The sequence below is a fragment of the Weissella paramesenteroides ATCC 33313 genome (assembly GCF_000160575.1).
GTDB lineage: Bacteria > Bacillota > Bacilli > Lactobacillales > Lactobacillaceae > Weissella > Weissella paramesenteroides.
On sequence record NZ_GG697132.1, the window covers coordinates 171,787 to 196,398 of the forward strand.

Here is a 24,612-nt window from a genome sequence, read left to right on the forward strand (position 1 = left end):
TATTCAGCAAGGATTAAGGGCATCAATTATTATTCATATTTTCGGAACATTTTGTGCTAAACTAATTAAATGAGAAAGAATTAAGAAGGAGGAATTCAAATGAGACATCTAAGAAAATTTGATTATCTACAATTAGCTGTAGCTTTCACTGGGTTAATCATTTTTATTGTCCTAGCTATCGGCTATGTTAACGACTTTGGTTATATTCATTGGCTAGACCAATTTGGATTCCGTTACCTTCGTGAACCATTAACACCAGAAAGATCTTGGTTTTTTCGGAATATCACCCGTGCTGGCAATACAAAATGGACAGCTTTGGTCATGGTGGTAACGACAATTATTGCTTTATTAATTCGTAAAGTAGACGTCGCTGTGTTTATGATGGTTAATGTCGGCGTCTTCGGTTTAGGTGTGATGTCGCTATTTAAACATATTTTCCATCGACCACGTCCAGCAATCTACCACGTGATTGAACAATCCGGTTACTCATTTCCCTCGGGTCATGCACTAAACGCCATTCTTCTATATGGTTCTTTAATCGTTTTAGTTCACTACTATCTAAAATCCGAAGACAACCTACGCTATGCCTTTATGACATTATTATCTGGACTAGTTATCGCCATCCCCGTTAGTCGCGTCTATTTGGGTGTCCACTATTTTTCAGATGTTCTGGCTGGCTTTGGTTTAGGAACTTTCTTATTAATCATGTCAAAAGAAGTAATTTTTAAATATCGTACACGAGAGGTTTTCGAAAATGCGCTCAATCCAAAATCTAGTTCAAATATCACTCAATGAATATCTCACTCCTGGTGATTTAGCCATTGATGCAACAATCCGTCATGGTGACATTACGCGATTCTTAGCTAGTCGCGTTGGAGATACTGGAAAAGTGCTAGCTTTTTCAGATACAAAATCTGAAATTGACGATGTGGCAACTTCTTTATTTTTAAGTGGTTTAAACGAACGTGTGGACTTAATCAGCAAAAACTTTGCCAATATTCCCGCCTACATGGATCCAACACGTCCTGTTGGTGCAGCTATTTTTCAATTAGATGAAAAAACGCCGACTGTTGATGTTGAAGCAGTTGTTAAATCACTACTAATGGTCCTAAAAACAGATGGCTTATTATGTCTACTTAGTGAAGACGATTCGTTATTATCTCCAATCAAAAATTACTTAGCAAAATTACCAGAAAATTCTTATAGCGTTGCCTATTACCAAGATGTTTTAGCACAGAATAGCGCCTTGGTCGTACAACGTCATTAAAAAATCATCGCCTACGAAAAATTACCGTAGACGATGATTTTTTAATTAGTATACTAACAACGATTTTGCTAAGTAAAAGCAACCTAAAACGCCAGCATTATCACCATGATCAACATGGACAATGTATTTATCTAATTGACCAACTGGTAGATAATCAGCCAATTGTTGTGCAAATGACTCACGTACCATTGGCAATAAAATCTCACGATGAGGCACACCACCACCAAAGACGATTCTATCAGGTCGTAAAATTGTCGTATAGGTTACGAGTGCCTGTGCAAGGTATTCTGCTTCAATTTCCCAAGCTAAATGATCGTCAGGCAATGACTTAGCTGACTCATGCCAACGTTCTTCAATAGCTGGTCCTGAAGCTAATCCTTCTAAGCATCGGTCACCATGAAATGGGCAATGACCAGCGTATTGATCTTTAGGATGTTTGCGCATCATAATATGTCCGGCTTCAGGATGTGAATTACCGCTTAACAATTGACCATGTTGAATAATCCCTGCACCAATTCCTGTACCAACCGTTAAGTAGACAACATTTTCAACATCTTTGGCTGCTCCGGATACATATTCTGACCACCCAGCACCGTTCACATCAGTTGTCCAATAGTAAGGTATATCACGCCACGCTTTCATTGCACCTAAGAAATCATAGCCTGACCAGCCTCTTTTTGGTGTATCCAAAACATAACCATACGTGTGACTTTGTGGGTTAATATCAATTGGTCCAAAAGCAGCTATCCCAATAGCGGCAATATCTGGAAATTGATCAAAAAAGTTAATAACTTGATTAATAGTTGCTGGCCCATCCAATGTCGGAAAACTCTTCCGAGCAATCACCGTATCTGGGTCATTCACATCAGCTACTGCAACAACAAACTTTGTTCCACCTGCTTCAATTGCTCCTAAAAGTGGCATTTCTCTTCTCCTATTTTATCATTTCATTTTTTATATTTAACCGTGTTTTTCTCTAATTCATACGTTGTTGCTTGTACATCCGCAAAGTTGATTTTATCCAGCACAACATTTGGATGAATCTCACTATAATAACGTTCTGTAAACACTGTTTCACCATCATTAATAAAGAACTCTACTGAACTACGATCTATCAATAACTGCAATGTCATGACTGCTGCTGACTTCACATAGCCAACACGTTGATCTGGACGATCTGATCTTGCAATGGTTAGTTTGTTTGCCTGATGATCATAGTGTAACGTAAGAACAGCATCATTTTCTGCCATAAATTTCAAAGTATAGTCTTCATCTGTCTTTAATTGTAGTTGCACTTCATGACTATCAGCTTCTGACAGGACTAATTGTTCTGTAGCGTTCGGTGTAAATGGCACTGCTTTTTTTGAACCATTAATCCTTAACTGATCAAGCTCCGCAACTGGGTTCATGTAAATGTGATTATCTTTAATCGTTAATTCTCTAGGAAAAGTTAAGGCACCTGCCCAACCATCAGCCTGTTCTGGCATAATACTCTCCCACATTGCCATCCAGCCAAACATCAATCGACGACCATCCGGTGCCAACATTGTCTGACTTGCATAGAAATCATGACCATGATCTATTTCGACAAATGCATTTCTTTCAAATTGCGCTGTATCAACATCCAATTTACCAATCATATAACCTGTCTGGTGTAAGTTTAAATATTTTTCATGATTTGGCTGAATACCCTGCGGAGACATCAACAAAACGTCTTGCCCTTCAAGCGAGAAAATATCCGGGCATTCCCACATATAACCCTCTTGGTCTGCTGTATCAGCTTGCGCAATAGCACCTTCATATGTCCAATTAAGTAAGTCTTTTGAAGCATATAGCAACACACGCCCAACTTTTTCTGCTTTCGTTTGACCACCTAAAATGACGTAATACATATCTCCTTGTTGCCAAACTTTAGGATCACGGAAATTCGCAGTATTATCGCTTGGTGGCATCGAAATCACTGGATTATTTTCATACTTTTTAAAATGAATGCCATCTTCACTAATTGCAATGTTTTGATCTTCATAAAAATCATCATCATGACCACTTTCACCAAAATGATGTCCCGTATACATTAGGTATAGTTTGTCATCTTTAACAATTGCACTACCAGAAAAAATACCATTTTTTGCAATTGGCTTTTCAGGAGTCAACGCAATTGGTAATGATTCCCAATGAACAAGATCTAAGCTGCGTGCATGTCCCCAATGCATTGGCCCCCATTCTGCACTGTAAGGGTGGTATTGGTAAAAGATATGATAATAACCTTTAAAATAAACAAAACCATTAGGATCATTTATCCAACCTGCTGACGCTGTCACATGAAAATGTGGACGATAACGTGGATTAGTTACTTGCATAAATGTATCATTCATCATTAAAAATTCCTTTCTTACTTAAGCAGCTTTACTAACTAATGGCTCGCCATTAACATCTTGATTATCTTTTTTAATAACAAAGAATGCATAGATTCCCGCAGCGATAACGATAATTGTAATAATATGGAATGTCACTGCATAACCTGAGTTATCTCGTAACATACCCAACGGTGTTGAAAGGAAAACCTGACCTAACTGTGCGGCAACTTGGAAGCCTATCATATACAATGTTGCCGATAATTTTGTATCAAAATGAAGTGTAAAATATCTAAAAATCGACAGAATAAATAATGGTGTTTCAAACGAGTGCAACATCTTCACAAACGAAATAGCAACTGGGTTATCAATAAAGCCACATAATCCGATTCGAATTGCCATAATTGCAATTCCTAACAATAATGTGTTACGAACACCAATTTTATTCATAATGACTGGTACAATACCCATCATAATTGCTTCAACAAAGACCTGGATCGAATTCAAATTACCGTACATCTGTTGACCTTGTGCAACAGATGAAAATAATCCTGCATAGAAGCTCGGAAACATTTGTTGATCAAATACAGTATAGAAAGTCCATGTAAAGAAAATCAAGACAATAACTACCCAAAGATCACGCATTTTCAACAAAGACAACATTTCTCTTACGCTTGGTACTGTTTTTTCAGTTTCTTGAGCACTACGTACTCGTTCAAGACGTTCAGCTTTTGGCACCCAAAAACAAACATTTAGCAATAATAGCACACCAAATATTGATCCAACCCAGAAATTTAAATCAGGGTTAATGACAAATAAATGGCCAGCCAATAGTGCAACCACTGCATAGCCAAATGATCCCCATGCGCGTGCCTGACCATATTCAAATTTGAAAACGCGACTGAAGCGCTCAACTAGTGCCTCATAAATACCTGTCGTTGCTAAAAATCCTGCCGAAAGAAAAATTGAACCAACCACCAAGCCCATGGTGAAGTTAGTATGTAACATTGGTTCATAAGCATAAATAAAGAATGGACCTACTAATGCCGCACAAACACCGCTGAATATTAGTAAATGCCTTTTAATTCCCAATTTATCTTGTAAAGTGCCATAAAAAAACATTAATACTAAGGTCACTAATGAATTAGCAGAATAAATTGTTCCAACGGCACTACCATCCAAATTCAAACCGCTTTTGGCAGTTAACCATAATTGAAAGAAAGACCACCAAATACCCCAAGATGCGAAGTACAATAACATTGTCACTGAACTTTGAAGATAAGACTCATTTTTAAAAGCCTTCATATATTTAGACATACGACGTCCCCCCATAGTAGAAAGATAACTGTATAATGCAGTCACTGGAATGTAATCGCTTTCACGAATTGTATTATATACTGTTTTGAAAACGTATGTCAACCGGTTGATATATACTTAAATAAAAAAAACCAGATAACTGGTCTTTTCCCCTTTATTTAATTCCGGTCCGACCGTCCCATAAAGTTACTGGTAATATGTATTCCGGTTCTGTTTGAACGCCAGAAATACGCTTTATTAGAACATCCACCGCTGTTTTGGCCATCTCTTCAATGGGCTGTATAACTGTCGTTAATTCTGGCACAATATTGCGCATTAATTCTGTACCATCATAACCGACTACTAGTAAATTATCTGGTATCTTTTTACCACGTTCCTCAGCAATTGTCATAATGATTTTTGCATCCACATCATTTGATGCAAATATTGCTTCTACATTAGGATATAAATCAAATAATTTATTATACTGCTCTTTTTTTTCGTTATAGGATAGTCTGAAATCTACCGTAAATGTGTTGTGTGGTAGCCCATGATCCTGCATAACTTTTTCATATGCTAATCTGCGTCGATTTGCAGGTGTTTCTAAATCAACTGGTCCATTTGTGTGAATGATTTGTTTAACACCTGACTTAATTAATCTCTCTGTTGCCAGTACACCACCATTGTAATTATCTGACTCTACTATCGGAATATCACTATTCATTACACGATCAATTGCTACCACTGGTAAATGGCTATATTTATATTCTGCAATACCTTGATTATGTGTACCAACAATCAATCCATCAACCTGGCCAGCTAATAGTTGATTTAAATAATCCGTCTCTTTGGATATATCCTGCAAGGAATTACCAATAATAACCTTAAATTGTCTCTGATACAATTCGTATTCTAAATAATCAACTAATTCGCCGAAAAAAGGATTTGATACTGTCGGAAAAATAAGTCCGATTAAACCCGTTTTTTGCTTAAACAATTGTCGAGCCGCTGCATTGGGCTGATAATTGAGTTGCTCCATAGCATCGTGTACTTTTTTTAACGTTTTTTCACTTAAATAACCTCTATTATTAAGCACTCGTGAAGCAGTTGTTTTTGACACACCAGCTAATTTTGCGACGTCTTCTAATTTTGGTTTCATATCTAATAACCATACTGCCTTTCAAAATTTATCTTAATAATATTATTGTATCAAAGCCCTTAACAATTCGCTTTTTTTAAACAGAAAGGGTTGGAACCAAGAAAATGTTCCAACCCTTTCTGTTTAAAATAACTTTCGTCTCGCTCTCTCTTTTAATTATTCGGTTCAAAAACGGTCACAACTTCAACATGGGCAGTTTGTGGGAATTGATCCAGTGGTTGAACATCCCCTTTAATATGAAAGCCTTGTTCGATTAAGTATTTCGCATCTCTTGCCATTGTTGCTGGGTTGCATGACACATAAACAAACCGATCTGGTCGCATCTCAGTTACTGCATCAAGTAATTCATTGGTCAACCCCCGACGAGGTGGATCAACAAAAATAACATTAGCATGTAACCCTTCCTGCTGCCATCGATGCATCTGTGCTGGCGCATCCGCAGTAATAAACGTCGCATTTTTCACTTGATTATTCATCACATTTTTTTGCGCATCAATAACCGCACGTTCAATTACCTCAACCCCTAACACCTGCTTTACCTGGCTGGCAACTGTTAATCCAATCGTTCCTATACCTGAATAAGCATCAATGACTGTATCCGTTGGCTTTAGTTCTGCCTTTCTAGCAGCCAAGGCATACAGCACTTCTGTTGTTTGTGGATTTACTTGATAAAACGAGTTTGGTCCAATTTCAAATTCTATGCCAAGCAAGGTATCGTGAATAGCATCTGCCCCCCATAATGTCCGATTATCACCAGACATTAACAAATGTAAGGCTCTTGGATTATGATTTAAAACAACGCTACGAATTCCTGGCACAATTGCCGCAATTTCGTTTGCAATAGCCATTTCATCTTTAATAGTTGCCGTTTGCGCAACTAAAACAACCATTAATTCATGACTATAATAACCGCGGCGCACCATGATGTAGCGCATTTCACCCTGCTGTGTCTCATCACTGAATACCGAAATATGGTGTGCATTTAAAATATCGCGAACTGTGCCAATTGTTTGATCAATAACAGGATCATTAACATAGTAATCACTTAAAGGGAGAATTTCTCCTGGTGTTCGTCGTTTAATAAATCCTGTCACTAGCTTATCGCCATCACGTTTGATGGGTACCACAGTTTTATTGCGGTAATGTGTTGGATTCTCCATACCTATTGTTGGTGCAATATTTGCATCAATACCTGCTGCTGCATAAAATTTTTCCACCTGAAATTGTTTTAACTTTAGTTGTGCTTCATAACGTAAGTTAATGTACGGCGCAATTCCGACATCAAGTAGATAATCTTTACCAGCTTCCAAGCGATCTGGTGATGGGTCTACGACATCAATCACCTCTGCACGGGCAAACTTTCGATTAACTTGTGTTATTTCAAAAGTGACTGTCTCATCAGGAAAAGCATTTGCCATGTGAATCGAATAATCATTCAACATCACAACACCAAAACCATTATAGAGAACATCAATTACCTGACCCGTCAATTTTTGTCCCAAACGAACAGGCATGATTGTATGACTCATATTATCTCTCTCATTATCTTTAGCATTCTGCTTCCTATTATACTAGTTTATTAATTGTAGGCAATCAATCAATTGGGCATCCGATAAGACGGCACAACTGTTGAACCATCCAGATTATACTTGGCAGCGCCACACTAACCCCAATTAACCATTTAAAAAATCGCATATCTGCCACGATTGTTTTCAAACCTACTTTAACTTCTGCCATATCTAATTTTAATTCTTGAACATCTTGTTTCAAGTCACTGACATCGCGTTTTAAATAACGAACGTCCACCTGTAATTCAGTTACGCTACCTTTTAAAAGTTGTACATCACTTTTCAAACCAGAAATTTCATCATTATAATGCATACTTTCATGTTTTAAAGAAGCAACATCTTGTTGTAAATGCTTAAAATCTTGTTGTAAATGCTTAAAATCATTATTTTTAAACGACATGAAATCATCTACTGTCATTAAGTTGTGTACTTCTAAATTCGTTGCCACCATATTTATCCCCATTTCATTACTGGTAGAGCTTATTATATCAATTACTTTCCGAAGACTCAGACGAGGTTTTATTCGTTTTTAAAAAAAGAAGTTGGAACGAAAAAAAGTCCCAACTTTGTTTACTAAAATTATATGAATTATAATTCTGTAGCTCATATAGCATAAACGCGCTCCAAAAGTCTGAAGCCTCAATGTAACGCCATTTGCGCCATTCCTGTCCTTCGCTCTGCTTCGGCCAAAAACGGCGCAAATAACGTTACACACCGGCTTCAAAACGACTTTTGTCGCGCTCTCCTAAACAACTATTCAAAAATAGTCTGATCTCGTTCGACAAACCACATAAGACCAATAAAAATCAATATTGCGATAGCCATAACTGTTGTCTGTAGGAACCAGCTATCAAGTTGTGCAAACAGTACACCGTAAGCCCAAGGAGCTCCAGCAGCAATTAAATAACCACCCGTTTGTGCCATACCTGATAACGCTGAACTTTCCAATGGATTGCGCGTTCTGATTGCGTATGATGTTACCATGTAGACAAAGACAGCCGTGCCGCCTAACCCGATAAAGCTAGTCACAATTAGCCACCAAACTAGACCTGCTTGCGTGTTATACATCATAATGATTGCAATTAACCACAACACTGTTGCACCAGTCATAAAACGCACACGTTGCTTATAGTTCGCCCGTTCTAAGAAACTTGGTACCCACATTGATGCCGGAATACCAATCAGTGACATGACCCCAATAACCCAGCCTGATTGCGTTGCTGTTAATCCGGTATGTTGTGCAACCGTTGGCACCCAGGCGATACTCGTATAAAAAACTGCTGATTGAATACCAGCCATGACTAACATCGCCCATGCATATTTATTACGCCATGGATGAACCTGATCCGGCATATTATCAACTGAATGGACTCGTTGATTAACAGATGTGTCAACATTTATAGCCATATGCAACACCCACGTTACCACAACTAAGAAAACAATGACTGACAAGAATAATACCAACATTTGCCAACTAAAGGCCTTGGTAATTGGTACTGCAATGATTTGAAAAATTGCGGTCATCAATGTCATGGTTGTGCTATATAATGACGTGTACGCACCAATTTTATTAGGGGTAAATTTAACCAATGTCGCTGGCAACAAAACGTTGATAAAGGCAATTCCTGAACCAACTAAAATTGTGCCGATAAATAACATTGATGCACTGGCAACACGTAGAAGTGACCCAAATAGTACGAGTAACAAAGCAACTAACAAGGTCTTTTCCATACCAAAACGACGTGTGAAATAACTTGTCGTTGGTGAAAAAATTGCAAAAGTTAATAATGGCAAGGTTGTCAGTATGCCAAGTTGACTAACAGGTAGCCCAAATGAATGCGCAACATTATCAATAACTACTGGTATTGTGGTAAATGTTGATCGCATGACGACACCTAATAAGACAATACTCAGTGTAAATAACCACTTTTTCTTCATTTTCTGCTCCTTCAAATAAGTTCTACTCACAACCATATAATAAAATGGACAAAATAAAAAGCCAGCTATTTTAAATATAACTGACTTAAATATTTATATTTGAAAATTTAGTCGTTTACTTTGTTGCAAACTCAGCGAATTGACCAGCAACACCGGCCAAGAATTCCTTGGTACCTTCGTTAGTGATCTTACCGTTTTCATCAGCAAGTTCCATGGTGTTACCAATGAACAACTCAGGTTGGTGCATGATCTTCATATCCAAGAAGTCCAATGAGTTACGCAATACGTGGTGTGCAGCCACACCAGCAATACCAGAAATTGATTGAGAAGCTGGCAATACTGGCTTACCTGCCCAAACACTTTGTCCCCATGGACGTGAAGCAACATCCAAAGCATTCTTCAATGCAGCTGGCACACTACGGTTGTGTTCTGGCGTTACAATAATAAATGCATCTTGAGCCTTAACAGCTTCACGGAATTCTGTGTATTCAGCAGGTGAAGCTTCATCATAATCTTGGTTATACAAAGGCAACTTTGAGATATCCAAGTATGTTACTTCAGCATCTGCAGGCAAACCAGCAACCAATGCTTCTGCAACACCCAATGAGTATGAGTTCTTACGAAGTGATCCAACAATTACACCATATTTTGTCATGTTAATTCTCCTTAAATTTCTTTCGTATGTACAACAATTAATTCGTTAATACTAGTTTAGCTTACTTTTTGGAAGTTTTAAACACTTATTTTTAATAAGTAAATCAGTTAGCAAAAAAGTACGTATCAATTCGATACGTACTTACTTTTATCTAAAATTCAGTCTGATTAATCTTCCTTAGTTAGGTCAATCAAGATCTTAGCTTGTGACTTGTCTGTTGATAGGCGATCAAATCCCTTTTCAACGACATCATCCAAACCAATAATATCCGTAATAACTGGCTCAACATTGATTTGACCTGAGCTAACAAGATCAACTGTTTGTTGGAAGGTCTCACGTGAGTATGCAATCGTTGATGTCAACTTAACACCAGCATTCATTAATTGCATTGGGTCAAATGAGATTGGGTGAGCAAAGATTGAAACGATCACTGCCGTTCCACGAGCTTTCGTTACATCGATTGCTTGCTCAAAAGTAGGTTGTACACCGGCAACTTCAAATGATACATCTGCACCACCACCCAAAATTTCGCGGACAGCAGCAACTGCATCATCAACTTCACCAGGGTTCACAACATCAGTTGCTCCCATAGTCAATGCCTTTTCCAACCGAACGGCTGATAGATCAATAGCAACAATCTTAGTAGCACCAGCAGCCTTTGCAGCTGCGGCAACTAGCACACCGATTGGTCCGGCACCGAAGATGGCAACCTTTTGACCAAACTTCAAGCCACCTTCTTTAACCGCTTGTACAGCGACGGCTGTTGGCTCAATCGTTGCAGCCAACTTTAGTGGGAATTCTTCTGGCAATGCATATAGATTACCTTCTGGTACATTAACATGGGCAGCAAAACCACCATCGCAACTTAGACCAATGAAACTGTAGCCATCATAAACATCCACATCATCTGGTGATTCACCATGTGTCACAGTTGGGTTAACAGATACATGATCTCCAACTTTGTAGTTCTTAACATCCTTACCAACTGATTCAATGACACCTGAGAATTCATGTCCCATTGTTAGTGGTGCTTCGCCACCAGTCAATTCGTCAACTTTATCAACTGGAATAAAAACTGGTCCTTCTAAGTATTCATGCAAGTCACTGCCACAGATTCCTGCATATGCCACACGAATAACGACTTCATTGTCCTTTGCTGGCTTCAAGTCTACATCTTCAACACGAATATCCTTTACGCCATGCCATACTGCTGCCTTCATGTTAATACCCCCAAAAACATATATTATTTAAAATAAATACTAAAATCATCATTTCACAAAATGTATATCTCATGAATAACTACATTCTATTCCCTAATTTCAAACTGTGCAATAGTAAGCATACCTAAAAACGAAACAATAAAAGTCCTTTTTTTAGGAAACACGATTGCAACAGGGATAAATGTGAATTAATTAACATAAAAACGCTTACATATTTTAAATTATATTCTATAAAAAAGGGGATGTGTATGTTTTAAAAATCACAATATATCACTTAAACTTGCACGCCTAATGCGGTAACAATTTCCTTTTCCATTTTTTCAGGGGTAGTAATTGGTGCATAACGATGAATTAGTTGGCCATCACGTCCAATTAAAAACTTTGTGTAATTCCACTTGATCGAACCATTACCTGACATATCTTTTAAATACGCAAACAATTCATCTTCATCTTTACCATTAACCATGACCCGCTTTGTCATTGGGAACGTAACGCCATAATGCACTTGGCAGTAATCACTAGTCTCTTCATCCGTGTCCAACTCTTGTTTAAACTGGTTTGAAGGTAATCCTAGTACGACCAACCCATCATCTTGATATTTCTTATATAATTCTTCTAATCCTTCAAGTTGAGGTGCTAAACCACACTTACTTGCGGTATTAACAATGATGACAACCTTATCAGCATAATCTTTTAAATTGATTTCTTTCCCGTTCATTTCAGTTTCCGTAAAATCATAAATTGATGTCATAATATCCTTCTTCCTACAAATAAAAGTATTTAAGCGACAACTTGCACAATACTGAATAGAACATGATCGTCATTACGCTTAAAAATTTGTTTCCAAATTGGGTAATCGTTCTACGCTCAAAGCCTATCATAACTTTCATTATAAAGTCTAATGATTAAACCTAATTAAAAGTAAGCAACTAACGACGCTTTTCACAACTCATGAGCCATGTTTTGTTTTTGAATCATGTCATAATAGGCGCCGTGTTGTTTCATGAGTTCATCATTCGTGCCACGTTCAACAATCTCTCCTTGATGTAAAACCAATATCGTATCAGCATGTTGAATTGTTGATAAACGGTGTGCAATAGCGATTGTTGTTCGTCCGGTTTGCATTTTCGCCAAACTTTGTTGAATTAACTGTTCAGTTTCTGTATCAATATTGGCAGTTGCCTCATCCAAGATCAAAATTTTCGGATTTGTTGCAATCGTTCGAGCAAACGCAATCAATTGTTTTTCACCAGTTGAATAGCTTGCTCCTCGTTCAATCACTTTCTCATCATATTTAGCTGGCAATTTATCGATGAATGTATCTGCACTAACAAATTTAGCCGCTTCTTTTATTTGTTCATCGGTTATTTGCTCATTAAATAACCGAATATTTGATTTAATTGTGCCATAAAACATAAATGGTTCCTGCAATACCAGTCCCATTTTTGAACGTAATTCCGCCATTGGATAATCTCTGATATCGCGGTCATCCAATAAAATTTCACCAGAGCCAAATTCATAGAAGCGCATTAATATATTAATAATTGACGTCTTCCCGCTTCCTGTCTGACCAACTAAAGCAATCGTTTGGCCTGGCTCAGCAATAAATGACACATCCTTTAAAATAGGATGCTTACCATCATAAGAAAAAGTGACGTGCCGAAACTCAATTTTCCCCAATGTTAAAGTGGCATTAGCTTGTTCATGTTGTTGTGGTGCAAAAGTTTGTTCATCAACGATTCTTAACACTCTGGCTCCGGCCACGATACCATCTTGAAAGTCACTAAAACTCTCCATGACTTGTCCCATTGGATTATAAAAATTCTCTAGATATGTGACAAATGCGTAGACCACACCAGCGGCAACATAAGAATGTAATCCGTGAATACCAAAAATCCCCAATACGACGACTGTTCCTAAAGCATAAAACAAGTTGATGATTGGTCCTAACAATAGGGAATTGACTCGTATCATTGCCTTGCGAGTCGCCAAATATTCACTGTTAACCTCTTGAAATTCATTATCAACTCGTGTCTCTTGTCGAAATTCTTGAATAACACTAATACCATTAATTGATTCAGCCAACTTATTATTAAGCGCACTCAATTTTTCACGCATGCGACGATAGACTCTTGAACTGTACTTTTGGTAATACCAAATAATAAGTCCTAAAAATGGCCAAAAAATAGTCAACCATAGGGCAATTTCTTTGTCCGTGGTAAACATTGCAAAGAATGCTGTAACCATCGAAAATATGGCAATAATCAAGCTACTAAATAATTGCCAAAAATTCTGAAATGCCATGGTATCGTTTGTTAATCGAGATAAAATTGATCCGCTCGGTACTTGATCAAAATAACGCATCCCCAATTGGTGTAATTTTTTGAATAAAATTCGTCGCGTATCTTCCAACATATATTCAGCACCCATACTATACAAGTACGTTTCGCCAAACTCAGTGATCGCTCGAATAATCATCCCAAATAAGTATAATCCGGCAAAGAACCAAATGATTCCCATCGTTGCTTGATGTTTGGCCAAATAGTCGTCAAAGTATATTTGGATAATTTTAGGCAACAAAATATTAATAACACTAACAACCGCTGAAAAAATAATTGACCAGTAAAAGTACCATTTAAATGGCTTGGCAAACAAAAATAAGCGCTTGATAATGTTTACTTGTTGTTTGAGAGGAATGCTATGCGCCCAGACAGATTCACTTTTTTTCGCCATATCATACCTCCCCTTCAACTGCTAAAGCTTGCAAAGCAAATGTTTTTGCATACCAACCATTTTGTGAGATCAACGAATCATGCGTTCCTCTTTCAATAATTTGACCATCTTGCATAACCAATATCTCATCAGCATCCATCACCGAACTTAAACGATGTGAAGCAATAATGGTCGTCTTATTTTGTCGCTCCTGGCGTAACGTCTGTAAAATTGCTGTTTCCGTTTCAGCATCCACCGCTGATAGTGCATCATCCAAAATCAGTAGCTCAGGATCAATCAATAATGCACGGGCAATGGCTAGTCGTTGTCGTTGACCACCTGATAATGAAATCCCTTCTTCACCAACTGGTGTATCATAACCTTCCGGCATATTATCTACCTGTTCTGCTAAATCGCTTTTATAAGCAGCTTCCTCAACTTCAGCTTGCGTTGCATTTGGACGTGCAAAACGAATATTTTCACGAACGGTGTCAGAAAACAGATACGTTTCCTGTGGAACGTATCCAATCGCTGGCATATATGCATCCAGTTGATACTGGCAAATATCTAATGTATTAAACGTTATTGCACCTTGATAATTATCAAATTCTCGTAATAACAACCGAATAATCGTACTTTTCCCAGATCCAACTGATCCAACCAAACCTAACGTTTTACCAGCTGCAATATTGAAATTAATATTTGTTAACGCTGGAGCTGTTGCCCCCGGAAAGGTGAATGATGCAACTTGATAATCGACATTTCCTACTGGTGTTTTATTCACAGCATCTTCAGGTTCAATAATGCTACTTTTTTCTGCCATAATTGCTTCAATTCGATCATAACTTGCATTACCACGTTCTAAAGTATTGAATAACATACCTAAAGCAAACATCGGCCAAACAAGCATTGATAAATAAGAGACAAACGAAACTAATGCACCTAAAGTAATTACCGAAGTATTTACTAAATGACCACCATAGATAATCGTAACAACATATGAAATGGCCATAATCATCGTTGTAATCGGATCAAATAAGGCATCTAGTTTATTCACATGTTGATTAATCGTAATCGTGTCATCAATCTGTTGATTAAAATCTTGTATATCTGCCGCTTCTTGACCAAAACTTTTGATAACTTTGACACCACTAATGCTTTCTTGCGCTTTGTTATTCAATCGTGAAAATGCTGCTTGTGATTTTTTAAAGGCAATATGCATCTTATTACCGAGTGTACGTGCCATCACTGCCAATAATGGCAATGGTAAGATAGCAATCAAGGTCAGCCGCCAGTCAACAACTAACATCATGGCAATCAAAGTTGTGCCACCCGTTATCAATGAGTCTGCAAATTGCAGAATACCACCACCAGCAACTCGTTGAATAGCTGATAAATCATTTGTCGCATGCGCCATCAAATCACCCGTACGATACCGCTGAAAAAAAGCTGTATCCATTTGCATATAATGCCAAAAAATACGGTGACGCAATAATGATTCTAATTTTGCCGCTTCACCCCAAATTGCATTACGCCACATATAACGTGCGATGTACTGGATAATAGCAACTGCTACTAACCCACCTAATAGCAGAAACAGATAATCAGCAGTTAGTTTTTCGTCACGAATTAAATCGACAAGGTGCCCGATAATCCAAGGTGGAAAAATACCAAAGATAGCCGTTAGCACTAATCCCAGCACCCCAATGGCATAAATTCGCCATTCCTGTTTAAAATACCAACTTAATTTTATGAAAATGCTCACATTCTCACCTCCTTGAATATTAAATTAAAAATGCATGATAATATATTTTATACCATTTTAATACGCAAATAACTAGTTTCTGATGTTACTGCCAAATTTTCCAATTAAAAACCCCACACTCATCACTGTAGACGCGAGAAGTGTGGGTAATCCCCTACTATTCATGATTGATTGTTAATGTCGAACCCATTGGATCAACAATGACGATTTGAGCATGAGAATTTTCAATTAAACCTGGCATTTGTTCTGCACGTTGTGTTAACAGTGCAAAGTACTTTTCGTCGACAATCACCTGCCAACCAACTAGACCAGCTTCATCAAGATGGCGACGGTCACTATGGCGACTTTGCCATAGATTAACCGCATGATGGTGGTGATAATGATTATTCGAATAAAAACTAGCACCCGGCCGCATATCAGTTACTAAATCCATCTGTAAAAAGTCTAAAAAGAAGTGATCAGCCACGTCTAAGTCATTCCCCATAAAATGTAAATGGCCAATTTTCATTCCCACCGGAAATCCTGACCATTCATGTGTTTTTTTAGCTAGTAGCGCATCAGCATCAACTTCATCAGTGCCCATCTTTACCTGTCCATCTGTCCACTGCCAACCTGCTGCATCACGATCATGATAAAGTTCAAGACCATTTCCTTCAAAGTCATTAATATACAGTGCTTCACTGACCGTATGATCACCTGCACCAACCGGAATCTGTAGTGTTAGCAAACGATGTAACAACGAAGCTAATTCTGCTGCGTTTGGAAATAATAACGCAACATGATACAGTCCTGTTTGAGCAACAGTTTGTGCTTTACCATTTAATAACATTGTTAGAAACGGTGCTTCACCTTCTCGAAACGCATAATCAATATGGTTTTCATCTGATGAGACATCGACTAAGCCCAAAACTTTTTCATAAAAAACACGTGTCCGTTCTTCATCTACAACACGCATTGTTAAACGTTGAATATCATATCTTGCCGTTTTCATTTTACACATCTCTTTCCTTATTTTACCTACTAAAAGTAAGTGTATCACAGATTACTTATAACGAGCAAAAAGAAAAGAACCAAAGTTGGGACATAGCCTTTTTGGCCCAACTTTGATTCTTAGCCTTATTCTAAATAATGTATTTTTGCCTGCTTTCATCTTAATCACTTATGATTCAGACACGGTCGTTCCGTCATTGAAAGTGATGTTTGCTTGTGATTCTGAAGTTGCCGATGAACTTTCAGCTTGTTCGTTAACAATGCTAGCAAAGTTATTCTGTAAATCAGCATTTTGCGTTGGCGATAAGGTTAGATCCTCACCACTTGCCGTTTCTGTCGCGTAGACAGTACCTTGACCATCATGAATCACGAAGAAATAAGTCGTTGGTGCATCCGAACCTTGTCGTGAACCAGTCGCAACTGCAACAACTTGATAGTCAGCCTTTTTGTCTGCCTTAGGTGACCAGGTAAATGATACATCTTTATTATCAAGTTTTAGATGACCATCTAGCTTACCCTTTTGCAATGCTTCGGGGAACTTATAGGTTAAGTGTTGTGGTGTCCCACCATCATAAGTACCAACATAGGTTTGACCGACTGCCTGTTGCCAGACTCCCATGTAATCAGCTAACTCTTTCATTTGGCTATCTGACCACTGGGCAGCTACCTTTTCAGGTGTTTTTTTCTTCTCACTACTTGACTTCTTTTTTTCACTACTATTTTTCTTGCTATCTGTTTTTGTTTTCTTTGATGTTTTTGCCGAGCTTGCTTTTGACTTACTTGTATCTTTTTGGGTGGTTTCCGTACCAATTTGGGCATTTTGTTGATTGTGTCTTACCACCACAACCCCACCACCAATTAATACGATTAGCACAACGACCGCTGCAATAATCAGATCATAATTATATTTTGGCTTCTTGTTCTTTGTTGGTTGTAACTCTTCAGCTGTCTCCAACGATTGCCCTTCAGTCAAATCACCTGAATCCAAGGGTTCCTGATCTGCAACACTATCATTTTCAACAGAAGCAGCTTGTTCATCTTCAACATTCTCAGGCTGATTTACCTCAGCCGACTCTTCAATAGAAGGTTCATCCGCCACATCATCCCCGGATTGTACTTCATCCGCTGTTGAATCAGTTTTATCCTCGCTAATCGGATTCTCTGCTACAGAAGGTGCTGCTGTTTCAGACTCAGTTGCTGATTCTTCGTCAGGTAACTGCTCATCTGCTTGAATTCTCTCACGCAAATGTTTCGTCATATCATTAAATTCATCTTCTGTAATAGCACCAGCTTCCAATAAATCTTGGTACTGGCGCAATCTTTCTTTATCGGTCATCGTTTAAATCCTCCAATAACCTAATGAGATTTATTTCTTCTTTCCATTATCCCATACAATAGGTGGGTCACGCGAATATTTCTTTTGCTCTGGCTAAAAATGATGAATGATTAAATAATGAAAATAATTTTTATTTTTTCTAGTCATCAAAATAATTTTATATACCAATATAGTCATTCACATGCTTGTTTTTGACGAAAATCCTTATCACATTGAAATGCACAAACGTTTTAAAGATTGATAATATGCGATTATATACTTTTTCTATCACATCAAGTGTTAAAAGTTTCTTTAAATAAATAATTGAAAATAATTTTCATCGCATTTGTGAATATATACCATTGCAAAAAATCACCTTGTATTACTCATATTTTAGCTGTATACTCATTTTGCGTCATGTCATTACATATCACGCAGAAAAGAGGGGCTTCTATCAAAAAATTATTTATCGATATGGACAATACACTAGTTGATACTTTGCCTGTATTAAATGCTGAAAGTCAAAATGTCCAAAAATATAACGTTAAAAAACCAGACCAAATTCCTGGCATCTTCCGCCACCTAAAACCATTACCTGGTGCAATAGAAGGTGTCAAAGAATTAGCCAAACACTTTGATTTATACATTCTTTCCACTGCGCCTTGGGAAAATCCTAGTTCTTGGCAAGATAAAATCAACTGGCTAACCGAGTACTTCGGTAATGATGCAGACAGTCCCTTTTACAAAAAGGTTGTCTTAACTCATCAAAAGAATTTAGTAAAAATGCCAGATAGCCTGTTATTAGACGATCGCCCTTATCATGGTGCTAGTGATTGGGACGATGCCAAAATAGATAGTTTTTGGCTACAATACGGCTATGATAGTCGACTTGTATGGACCGCAGAACTGGTGCCTTTTTTGATTAGCATCGCCAATTCAAACGAGGGCTCTCTGCGTGACGATATCGCCTATGCGAATAAACAAAACCAATACGCGTTGCGTCATGCAACCACAGAATTTAAAAAAGAAAGTTGGGAATAAAAAATGACTATTGTTTCAGGAAAAGATGTTGTTTCAAAAGCTCGTTTATCAGGATATGCTGTCGGTGCATTTAACACCAACAATCTTGAGTGGACAGAAGCCATTTTACGTGTTGCACAAGCCCAACAAGCACCTACAATCGTCGCTGCTTCAATGGGTGCCATTAAGTATATGGGTGGTTTCAAAACAGTTGCTGACTTAATTCGTAACTTGGATCACGAGTTAAACATCACCGTACCAATTGCAATTCATCTTGATCATGGTGATTATGAAGCTGCAAAATCTGCCATCGCTGCTGGATTTACATCCGTCATGTTTGATGGTTCACATCTACCATTAGAGGAAAACCTAGCCAAAACGCGTGAAATCGTTGCCTTGGCACATGCTAAAGGTATCTCGGTAGAAGCCGAAGTTGGTACAATTGGTGGCGAAGAAGATGGTATTATCGGCGATGGTGAAATTGCACCTGTTGAAGAAACAATTGCTATGGTAGAAACTGGTATTGATTTCTTAGCAGCTGGTATCGGTAACATTCATGGTCCTTATCCAGATAATTGGCAAGGTCTCCACCTCGACCATTTGCAAAAGATTACAACAGCCATTGATGAAGCTGCTGGTTATAAAGTACCTGTGGTCTTACATGGTGGTTCAGGTGTTCCTGATGATCAAATTCGAACAGCAATTTCGATGGGTGTTTCAAAGGTTAACGTTAATACTGAAGCCCAATTAGCCTTCCACCAAGCGTTGCGTGATTTCATTTTGGCTGATCATGACTTGGAAGGTAAGAACTACGACCCACGTAAGTTACTTGCACCTGGTGTAAAAGCCATTGAGAATGCTCTAGTAGATCGTATTGCTGTGTTCGGCAGCGCTAACCACGCTTAGTCAATAAAATACTAGCAAAAAACAAGCTATCACTGACTAAAAGTTTGCCAGTAAGATAGCTTGTTTTTTTGCGGATCAACATAATTAAATCTACTACTTTACGACTAGCTAAGGTAGTATATTGTTTAGTCAGTTTCAGGCATCACACCAAATTAAAAGGACAACCAATCTCTATGAATAACATTTTTAATTATCAACGATTCCTTTGGGTTATAACGACCTGCCTACTGTTGATAATCATACTATTCGGTACACTACCTTTATTTATTCTCACTGCCATTTTTATTTTCGTATTCCTAGTGATTAAACTATTTACGATGGTGCCCTATTCACTCGGTTTGAAAATCATCCTATTTATTAGTTACACCATTACACTAATTCTGCAGCTTGTTTTTTATATTAGTGTTGTTTTCTCAAATCAAGGAACGCATCAACTGCTACTGCACTTTATTGCAGCAGCAACATTACCATTGCCATTTTTACTGGAAGATGTTGTTATTTACACAAAAAATACATCTTTTTATTTACCTTCTGTTGAAGAAGTAAGCACAATTACTTTTTCACAGATGAAGCATCATCAAAAACGTATTTACCAAGCAGTAAATACATTTGGTAAATTCCGTCATACACTATCAATGCATAATCTCCAAGAAATTTTTAGTGATTTAAATCGGCATAGTGCCATCCGCTATGTAAATAATGGCTCTTTAGATAATGATTATTTTCAAAAGGCTGAACAATCTCTAACTGACCCTGGTCTCTACATCGTCATTTCAAACACCGGTAGTGCTGCCAGTGAACTAATTGGTTTATTCACGCAAAAACAATTTAATCACGCTTCACTTAGCTTTGATGCCGATTTAACAACTATCATTAGCTACAATGGTGGTGAACGTGTCTATCCGCCTGGCTTAAATCCTGAAATGATTCATGCTTTCCATAAAAAAGCTGATGCATCAGTGTTAATTTATCGTCTCCCAGTGTCAGTTACTCAAAAACGAAAAGTCATTGATACCATTAAACAAATCAATCAGACGGGTAGCGCCTATAACATACTGGGCCTAGTCACAAAACATTCGATGCGTCGTAACATCATGTTTTGCTCACAATTTGTTTATACCATGTTGCAAATTGCCGATGCGACCTACTTTGATAAAGAACCTGGTCATGTGCAACCAACCGATTTCATTGAGTTAGATTATCATAGGAAGCTAACGTATGTTTCAGAGATAAAGTTTTAAAACATGAGCATTCTAAAAAAACTTGTGCAGCTATTTTTCACAACTGCACAAGTTTTTTCATTCCCCTATAAACACCCAAATATGCCGTAATTCCTTTTGAATCACTTCCTTTGAAAAGGAGGTTAATGCGTGATTCTTGTTTTCATTATCATTAGGGTCCAGTAACCGAATATATTCGTCATCTGCGTGCGTTAGAACCATGATGTGACCAACTGTTGTAAATCGACCAGGTTTCACAGAAATGAGCACTGGCACGTTGTTTTTTAGGTATGGTAATGCATCCGCAACGTTTGTCCCAAGATCCTTATACTTATAACCATACTTTTCTGCAAAAGCAGGAAAAATAGACCATAAGGTGCCGGAATCTGTAAAATAGTCATTCCCCGCCCAATTAAGCACTTGATTAATCGTTAATGGTGTATGTTGCCAATAAGCATTAATCATTGCTAATGAAGCAATGGCGCATGCGTTGTTACCAACCGTTGCATCGGTTCCCCAGCCATAAATTTCATTAGCCCACCGTTCATCAGTCTGCAAAATTAAGTCATCATTTAATCCTTGTGCTTTTAACTGTTCCCTGACAGCCATGCCATAGCTTTTCATTAGATTTTCCAAATTTTCTACCCAGCTATCCATTCAGCCACTTCATTGGCTAAATTTATTTTTATATCAATAAATTTATTATACTCCGCTCATAATTTTATTAACTATAAAAAGACTAATGAATTCTACGCCAGAAAAAAAGTACCATCAGCATAGCGCTAATGGTACTTTTTGCATTCATTTAATTAGAAGCTAAACTTGTTACCGTTGTCTTCTTTGATGTACTTTGAAGTTAGACCTTCAGCTTCAAGGAACTCGCGGAATGGTACAAGCTCTTCAGCTTCGTACTTTTCCTTGTAAGACTTAACAACATCTTCGCTGTACAAGTTAGTATCAAGCTTCAATGTCTCAACAGGAATTGGACGATCCTTAGTGATCTTAGCATCGATAACAACAACACGACCTTGGTTGTAGTAATCAACAGCTTCCTTCATAACGCGATCGATATCTTCGATACGGCTAACCGTCAAACCAACAGCACCTTGTGCCTCACCGATCTTAGCGTAATCAACGTCAGTAAAGTCAACACCGAAGTTGTAAGTATTAGTATCCTCATACTTGTTCTTGATGAAACCATACTCAGTGTTTGTGAACACAACGTTGATAACTGGCATGTTGTAGCGAACGTTTGTCACAACATCTGGGTAAGTCATTGAGAAGGCACCATCACCCATCAAGTTCCAAACTTGACGATCTGGGTAAGTGTTCTTGGCACCGATACCACCTGGCAAACCAATACCCATTGTGGCAAACAATGGTGAAGTACGCCACATGTTCTTTGGTGTCATGTGCAAGTGACGGATTGACATTTGAGTAACGTTACCAACATCAGTTGAGAAGATTGCATCTTCTGCAGCGTACTTGTTAATAGCATTGTAAACTTGGTAAGCTTGAAGATCACCTTCAGTCTTTTGCTCAAGTTTGTTCATGTAATCACGCCAGTTTTGAACGTTCTTAATGTTAGCATTCCACCAAGCTGATTCTTCAACAGGTGCAACCTTTGCAAGGATGGCATCAATTGCTTCACCAGCATCACCAAGGATAGCAACGTCAGTTTGGTGACGCTTACCTAGCATAGCTGGGTTGTTATCAATTTGGATGAACTTTTCAACGTTACGGAATGTACCTTCAACTTCTGAGAACGGGAAGTTTGTTCCAACGAACAAGACAGTATCTGCTTCAAGAACAGATTCGTTAGCTGGCTTCCAACCAACACGGAATGTTGATCCAGTCAAAGCTTCGAAGTCCCAATCGAAAGTCTCAAAGTTCTTTCCTGTTGTAATAACAGGTGCCTTGATCTTACGAGCCAATTCTTGAACGGCTGGACCATGTCCCATAGTACCAACACCAGCATAAATAACTGGACGCTTTGCTTGGTTCAATAGTTCTACAGCTTCGTCAATATCTGCTGCATCAACTGGTGCTGACTTGTAGTTCTTGAACTTTAGTCCTGAAGAATACAAAGGTGTTGAATAGATTGAATCTGCATCTAATTCTGCAAATCCAAAGTCAGCAGGAACTTCAAGAACTGCTACACCATGCTTAGCGATTGCAGTACGGATTGCATCATCAACCAAGTGAGGTAGTTGCTCTGCAGTAGCAACACGACGGTTATAAACCGCAATGTTTTCATACATTGGGTTTTGGTTCAATTCTTGGAATGAGTCCATGTTCAATTCACGAACTGGCTTTGAACCCAAGATTGCCAATACAGGAACGTTATCCATTGCTGCATCGTACAAACCGTTGATCAAGTGAGTTGCACCAGGTCCACCTGATCCAACAGTAACACCGATTTTACCGCCAAACTTCCATTGCATAACTGCGGCCATGGCACCAACTTCTTCGTGCTTAACTTGCAAGAACTTGATGTTGTTTTCAGGATTTCCCATCGCATCCATGAATCCACTCAATGTTCCGGATGGCACACCGTATACAGTGTGAACACCCCAACCTTCCATAACCTTCAAAGCTGCTAAACCAGCAGTTGTTTTGTTCTCTGACATTTCAACATATCTCCCTACATGTTTGCGTTTTGGAAACGCTTTCTTACTTTTACCAAATAAAATTATATTTTAAGTAGTAGTATAATGTCAAGCTAGTTTTTATAAAATAAATCAATATAATATAAAAGCATATACAGATATTCTTTCAAATTAAACATTATTGTAAACTATTTATAACTATATACAATATATTATAATTAGTTTGTATTATATTACTATGTTAGAAAAAATGTTTAATTTATAAAAAAATTCCTTTTTATCTTCAAATTTATTTCATAAATTTATGGCTAATAATTAATGAACATTTTCACAAAACATTCAAATATTTTTAAAATAATGTTCATGAAACTCGCCGTTAAATTTTTCACAATCTCTGAAGTTATGTAAAATTGTCCAAAGTATATAATCACTAATTAGTGAAATTTACCCCAAAACAAAAGACCTGTTCCAGTTACATATTGAAAACAGGTCTTGAGTTATAAAGATTTATTTAAATGCCTAACTTTTTTTAGCACTTCAACTGTTAGCCTGGTGCTTTTTACTAGCATTTATTATCTACATCGCCACTTGAATTTAGTCACTAATTGCGGGTGCCTG

At 37.8% G+C, this 24,612-nt stretch carries 21 protein-coding genes; 5 read left to right on the forward strand and 16 right to left on the reverse strand.

The annotated features are described in order from the left end of the window. The first annotated feature begins 99 nt into the window (after window positions 1–99). Window positions 100–795 carry a phosphatase PAP2 family protein gene (locus tag HMPREF0877_RS07695; protein ID WP_002828764.1) on the forward strand — a complete coding sequence of 232 codons (696 nt, stop codon included), beginning with the start codon at window positions 100–102 and terminating at the stop codon, window positions 793–795. Next, on the forward strand, window positions 755–1,267 hold the full coding sequence (locus tag HMPREF0877_RS07700) for a hypothetical protein (protein ID WP_002828765.1): 513 nt from the start codon (window positions 755–757) through the stop codon (window positions 1,265–1,267). Before HMPREF0877_RS07695 ends, HMPREF0877_RS07700 begins: the two co-directional genes overlap by 41 nt. Before the next feature lie 45 nt (window positions 1,268–1,312). On the opposite strand, the gene HMPREF0877_RS07705 is transcribed toward HMPREF0877_RS07700, so the two are convergent. The 14 genes from HMPREF0877_RS07705 to HMPREF0877_RS09860 form a co-directional block, all read right to left on the reverse strand. Next, entirely contained in the window at window positions 1,313–2,191 is an 879-nt protein-coding gene (locus HMPREF0877_RS07705) for an ROK family protein (protein WP_002828766.1), read from the reverse strand. A 23-nt stretch (window positions 2,192–2,214) separates the two neighbouring features. Next, a complete protein-coding gene (locus tag HMPREF0877_RS07710) occupies window positions 2,215–3,645 on the reverse strand; it encodes a glycoside hydrolase family 32 protein (RefSeq protein ID WP_002828767.1) in 1,431 nt (476 codons plus the stop codon). A gap of 18 nt (window positions 3,646–3,663) precedes the next feature. Further along, a complete protein-coding gene (locus HMPREF0877_RS07715) occupies window positions 3,664–4,938 on the reverse strand; it encodes an MFS transporter (RefSeq protein WP_040761002.1) in 1,275 nt (424 codons plus the stop codon). A 154-nt stretch (window positions 4,939–5,092) separates the two neighbouring features. Next, window positions 5,093–6,076 (reverse strand): LacI family DNA-binding transcriptional regulator, encoded by a 984-nt coding sequence (locus HMPREF0877_RS07720; protein ID WP_002828769.1) that lies wholly within the window; start codon window positions 6,074–6,076, stop codon window positions 5,093–5,095. A gap of 152 nt (window positions 6,077–6,228) precedes the next feature. Continuing rightward, on the reverse strand, window positions 6,229–7,605 hold the full coding sequence (rlmD, locus tag HMPREF0877_RS07725; RefSeq protein ID WP_002828770.1) for a 23S rRNA (uracil(1939)-C(5))-methyltransferase RlmD: 1,377 nt from the start codon (window positions 7,603–7,605) through the stop codon (window positions 6,229–6,231). 64 nt (window positions 7,606–7,669) lie between these two features. Next, entirely contained in the window at window positions 7,670–8,095 is a 426-nt protein-coding gene (locus tag HMPREF0877_RS07730; RefSeq protein WP_040761005.1) for a hypothetical protein, read from the reverse strand. 302 nt (window positions 8,096–8,397) lie between these two features. Further along, window positions 8,398–9,582 (reverse strand): MFS transporter, encoded by a 1,185-nt coding sequence (locus tag HMPREF0877_RS07735; protein WP_040761008.1) that lies wholly within the window; start codon window positions 9,580–9,582, stop codon window positions 8,398–8,400. A gap of 115 nt (window positions 9,583–9,697) precedes the next feature. Then, window positions 9,698–10,237, reverse strand: coding sequence for an NADPH-dependent FMN reductase (locus tag HMPREF0877_RS07740; protein ID WP_002828773.1), 540 nt, complete (start codon window positions 10,235–10,237; stop codon window positions 9,698–9,700). A gap of 167 nt (window positions 10,238–10,404) precedes the next feature. Continuing rightward, window positions 10,405–11,457 carry a 2,3-butanediol dehydrogenase gene (locus HMPREF0877_RS07745; RefSeq protein WP_002828774.1) on the reverse strand — a complete coding sequence of 351 codons (1,053 nt, stop codon included), beginning with the start codon at window positions 11,455–11,457 and terminating at the stop codon, window positions 10,405–10,407. 274 nt (window positions 11,458–11,731) lie between these two features. Then, window positions 11,732–12,208, reverse strand: coding sequence for a glutathione peroxidase (locus tag HMPREF0877_RS07750; protein ID WP_002828775.1), 477 nt, complete (start codon window positions 12,206–12,208; stop codon window positions 11,732–11,734). 191 nt (window positions 12,209–12,399) lie between these two features. Further along, the gene (locus HMPREF0877_RS07755; RefSeq protein WP_002828776.1) at window positions 12,400–14,190 is read right to left on the reverse strand and encodes an ABC transporter ATP-binding protein; all 1,791 of its coding nucleotides are present in this window, start codon (window positions 14,188–14,190) and stop codon (window positions 12,400–12,402) included. 1 nt (window position 14,191) lies between these two features. Further along, window positions 14,192–15,934 carry an ABC transporter ATP-binding protein gene (locus HMPREF0877_RS07760; RefSeq protein ID WP_002828777.1) on the reverse strand — a complete coding sequence of 581 codons (1,743 nt, stop codon included), beginning with the start codon at window positions 15,932–15,934 and terminating at the stop codon, window positions 14,192–14,194. A gap of 157 nt (window positions 15,935–16,091) precedes the next feature. Continuing rightward, window positions 16,092–16,925, reverse strand: a complete 834-nt coding sequence (locus HMPREF0877_RS07765) for a VOC family protein (protein ID WP_040761010.1) — start codon at window positions 16,923–16,925, stop codon at window positions 16,092–16,094. A 168-nt stretch (window positions 16,926–17,093) separates the two neighbouring features. After that, window positions 17,094–18,260, reverse strand: a complete 1,167-nt coding sequence (locus tag HMPREF0877_RS09860) for a DUF4767 domain-containing protein (RefSeq protein WP_002828779.1) — start codon at window positions 18,258–18,260, stop codon at window positions 17,094–17,096. Between the two features lie 396 nt (window positions 18,261–18,656). Here HMPREF0877_RS09860 and HMPREF0877_RS07775 point away from each other — a divergent pair, with 396 nt between their 5' ends. From HMPREF0877_RS07775 to HMPREF0877_RS07785, 3 genes are all read left to right on the forward strand, one after another. Beyond that, window positions 18,657–19,280: a 5' nucleotidase, NT5C type gene (locus HMPREF0877_RS07775; RefSeq protein WP_002828780.1), complete on the forward strand. Its 624-nt coding sequence runs from the start codon at window positions 18,657–18,659 to the stop codon at window positions 19,278–19,280. Between the two features lie 3 nt (window positions 19,281–19,283). Further along, complete coding sequence (locus HMPREF0877_RS07780) at window positions 19,284–20,165, forward strand: class II fructose-bisphosphate aldolase (protein WP_002828781.1); 882 nt, start codon at window positions 19,284–19,286, stop codon at window positions 20,163–20,165. A gap of 173 nt (window positions 20,166–20,338) precedes the next feature. Continuing rightward, on the forward strand, window positions 20,339–21,406 hold the full coding sequence (locus tag HMPREF0877_RS07785) for a hypothetical protein (RefSeq protein ID WP_002828782.1): 1,068 nt from the start codon (window positions 20,339–20,341) through the stop codon (window positions 21,404–21,406). A 57-nt stretch (window positions 21,407–21,463) separates the two neighbouring features. Here the strand turns inward: HMPREF0877_RS07785 and HMPREF0877_RS07790 are convergent, their stop codons facing one another. Together HMPREF0877_RS07790 and spxB are read right to left on the reverse strand one after the other, a co-directional pair. Continuing rightward, a complete protein-coding gene (locus HMPREF0877_RS07790; RefSeq protein ID WP_002828783.1) occupies window positions 21,464–22,042 on the reverse strand; it encodes a C39 family peptidase in 579 nt (192 codons plus the stop codon). Between the two features lie 152 nt (window positions 22,043–22,194). Continuing rightward, window positions 22,195–24,015 (reverse strand): pyruvate oxidase, encoded by a 1,821-nt coding sequence (spxB, locus tag HMPREF0877_RS07795; RefSeq protein WP_002828784.1) that lies wholly within the window; start codon window positions 24,013–24,015, stop codon window positions 22,195–22,197. Between the last annotated feature and the right edge of the window lie 597 nt (window positions 24,016–24,612).

What these genes read in the sequence shown, in the direction of transcription:
- HMPREF0877_RS07695 (WP_002828764.1), top strand. Translation starts at nt 100, where the DNA reads ATGAGACATCTAAGAAAATTTGATTATCTACAATTAGCTGTAGCTTTC.
- HMPREF0877_RS07700 (WP_002828765.1), top strand. Translation starts at nt 755, where the DNA reads ATGCGCTCAATCCAAAATCTAGTTCAAATATCACTCAATGAATATCTC.
- HMPREF0877_RS07705 (WP_002828766.1), bottom strand. Translation starts at nt 2,191, where the DNA reads ATGCCACTTTTAGGAGCAATTGAAGCAGGTGGAACAAAGTTTGTTGTT.
- HMPREF0877_RS07710 (WP_002828767.1), bottom strand. Translation starts at nt 3,645, where the DNA reads ATGATGAATGATACATTTATGCAAGTAACTAATCCACGTTATCGTCCA.
- HMPREF0877_RS07715 (WP_040761002.1), bottom strand. Translation starts at nt 4,938, where the DNA reads ATGTCTAAATATATGAAGGCTTTTAAAAATGAGTCTTATCTTCAAAGT.
- HMPREF0877_RS07720 (WP_002828769.1), bottom strand. Translation starts at nt 6,076, where the DNA reads ATGAAACCAAAATTAGAAGACGTCGCAAAATTAGCTGGTGTGTCAAAA.
- rlmD (WP_002828770.1), bottom strand. Translation starts at nt 7,605, where the DNA reads ATGAGTCATACAATCATGCCTGTTCGTTTGGGACAAAAATTGACGGGT.
- HMPREF0877_RS07730 (WP_040761005.1), bottom strand. Translation starts at nt 8,095, where the DNA reads ATGGTGGCAACGAATTTAGAAGTACACAACTTAATGACAGTAGATGAT.
- HMPREF0877_RS07735 (WP_040761008.1), bottom strand. Translation starts at nt 9,582, where the DNA reads ATGAAGAAAAAGTGGTTATTTACACTGAGTATTGTCTTATTAGGTGTC.
- HMPREF0877_RS07740 (WP_002828773.1), bottom strand. Translation starts at nt 10,237, where the DNA reads ATGACAAAATATGGTGTAATTGTTGGATCACTTCGTAAGAACTCATAC.
- HMPREF0877_RS07745 (WP_002828774.1), bottom strand. Translation starts at nt 11,457, where the DNA reads ATGAAGGCAGCAGTATGGCATGGCGTAAAGGATATTCGTGTTGAAGAT.
- HMPREF0877_RS07750 (WP_002828775.1), bottom strand. Translation starts at nt 12,208, where the DNA reads ATGACATCAATTTATGATTTTACGGAAACTGAAATGAACGGGAAAGAA.
- HMPREF0877_RS07755 (WP_002828776.1), bottom strand. Translation starts at nt 14,190, where the DNA reads ATGGCGAAAAAAAGTGAATCTGTCTGGGCGCATAGCATTCCTCTCAAA.
- HMPREF0877_RS07765 (WP_040761010.1), bottom strand. Translation starts at nt 16,925, where the DNA reads ATGAAAACGGCAAGATATGATATTCAACGTTTAACAATGCGTGTTGTA.
- HMPREF0877_RS09860 (WP_002828779.1), bottom strand. Translation starts at nt 18,260, where the DNA reads ATGACCGATAAAGAAAGATTGCGCCAGTACCAAGATTTATTGGAAGCT.
- HMPREF0877_RS07775 (WP_002828780.1), top strand. Translation starts at nt 18,657, where the DNA reads ATGTCATTACATATCACGCAGAAAAGAGGGGCTTCTATCAAAAAATTA.
- HMPREF0877_RS07780 (WP_002828781.1), top strand. Translation starts at nt 19,284, where the DNA reads ATGACTATTGTTTCAGGAAAAGATGTTGTTTCAAAAGCTCGTTTATCA.
- HMPREF0877_RS07785 (WP_002828782.1), top strand. Translation starts at nt 20,339, where the DNA reads ATGAATAACATTTTTAATTATCAACGATTCCTTTGGGTTATAACGACC.
- HMPREF0877_RS07790 (WP_002828783.1), bottom strand. Translation starts at nt 22,042, where the DNA reads ATGGATAGCTGGGTAGAAAATTTGGAAAATCTAATGAAAAGCTATGGC.
- spxB (WP_002828784.1), bottom strand. Translation starts at nt 24,015, where the DNA reads ATGTCAGAGAACAAAACAACTGCTGGTTTAGCAGCTTTGAAGGTTATG.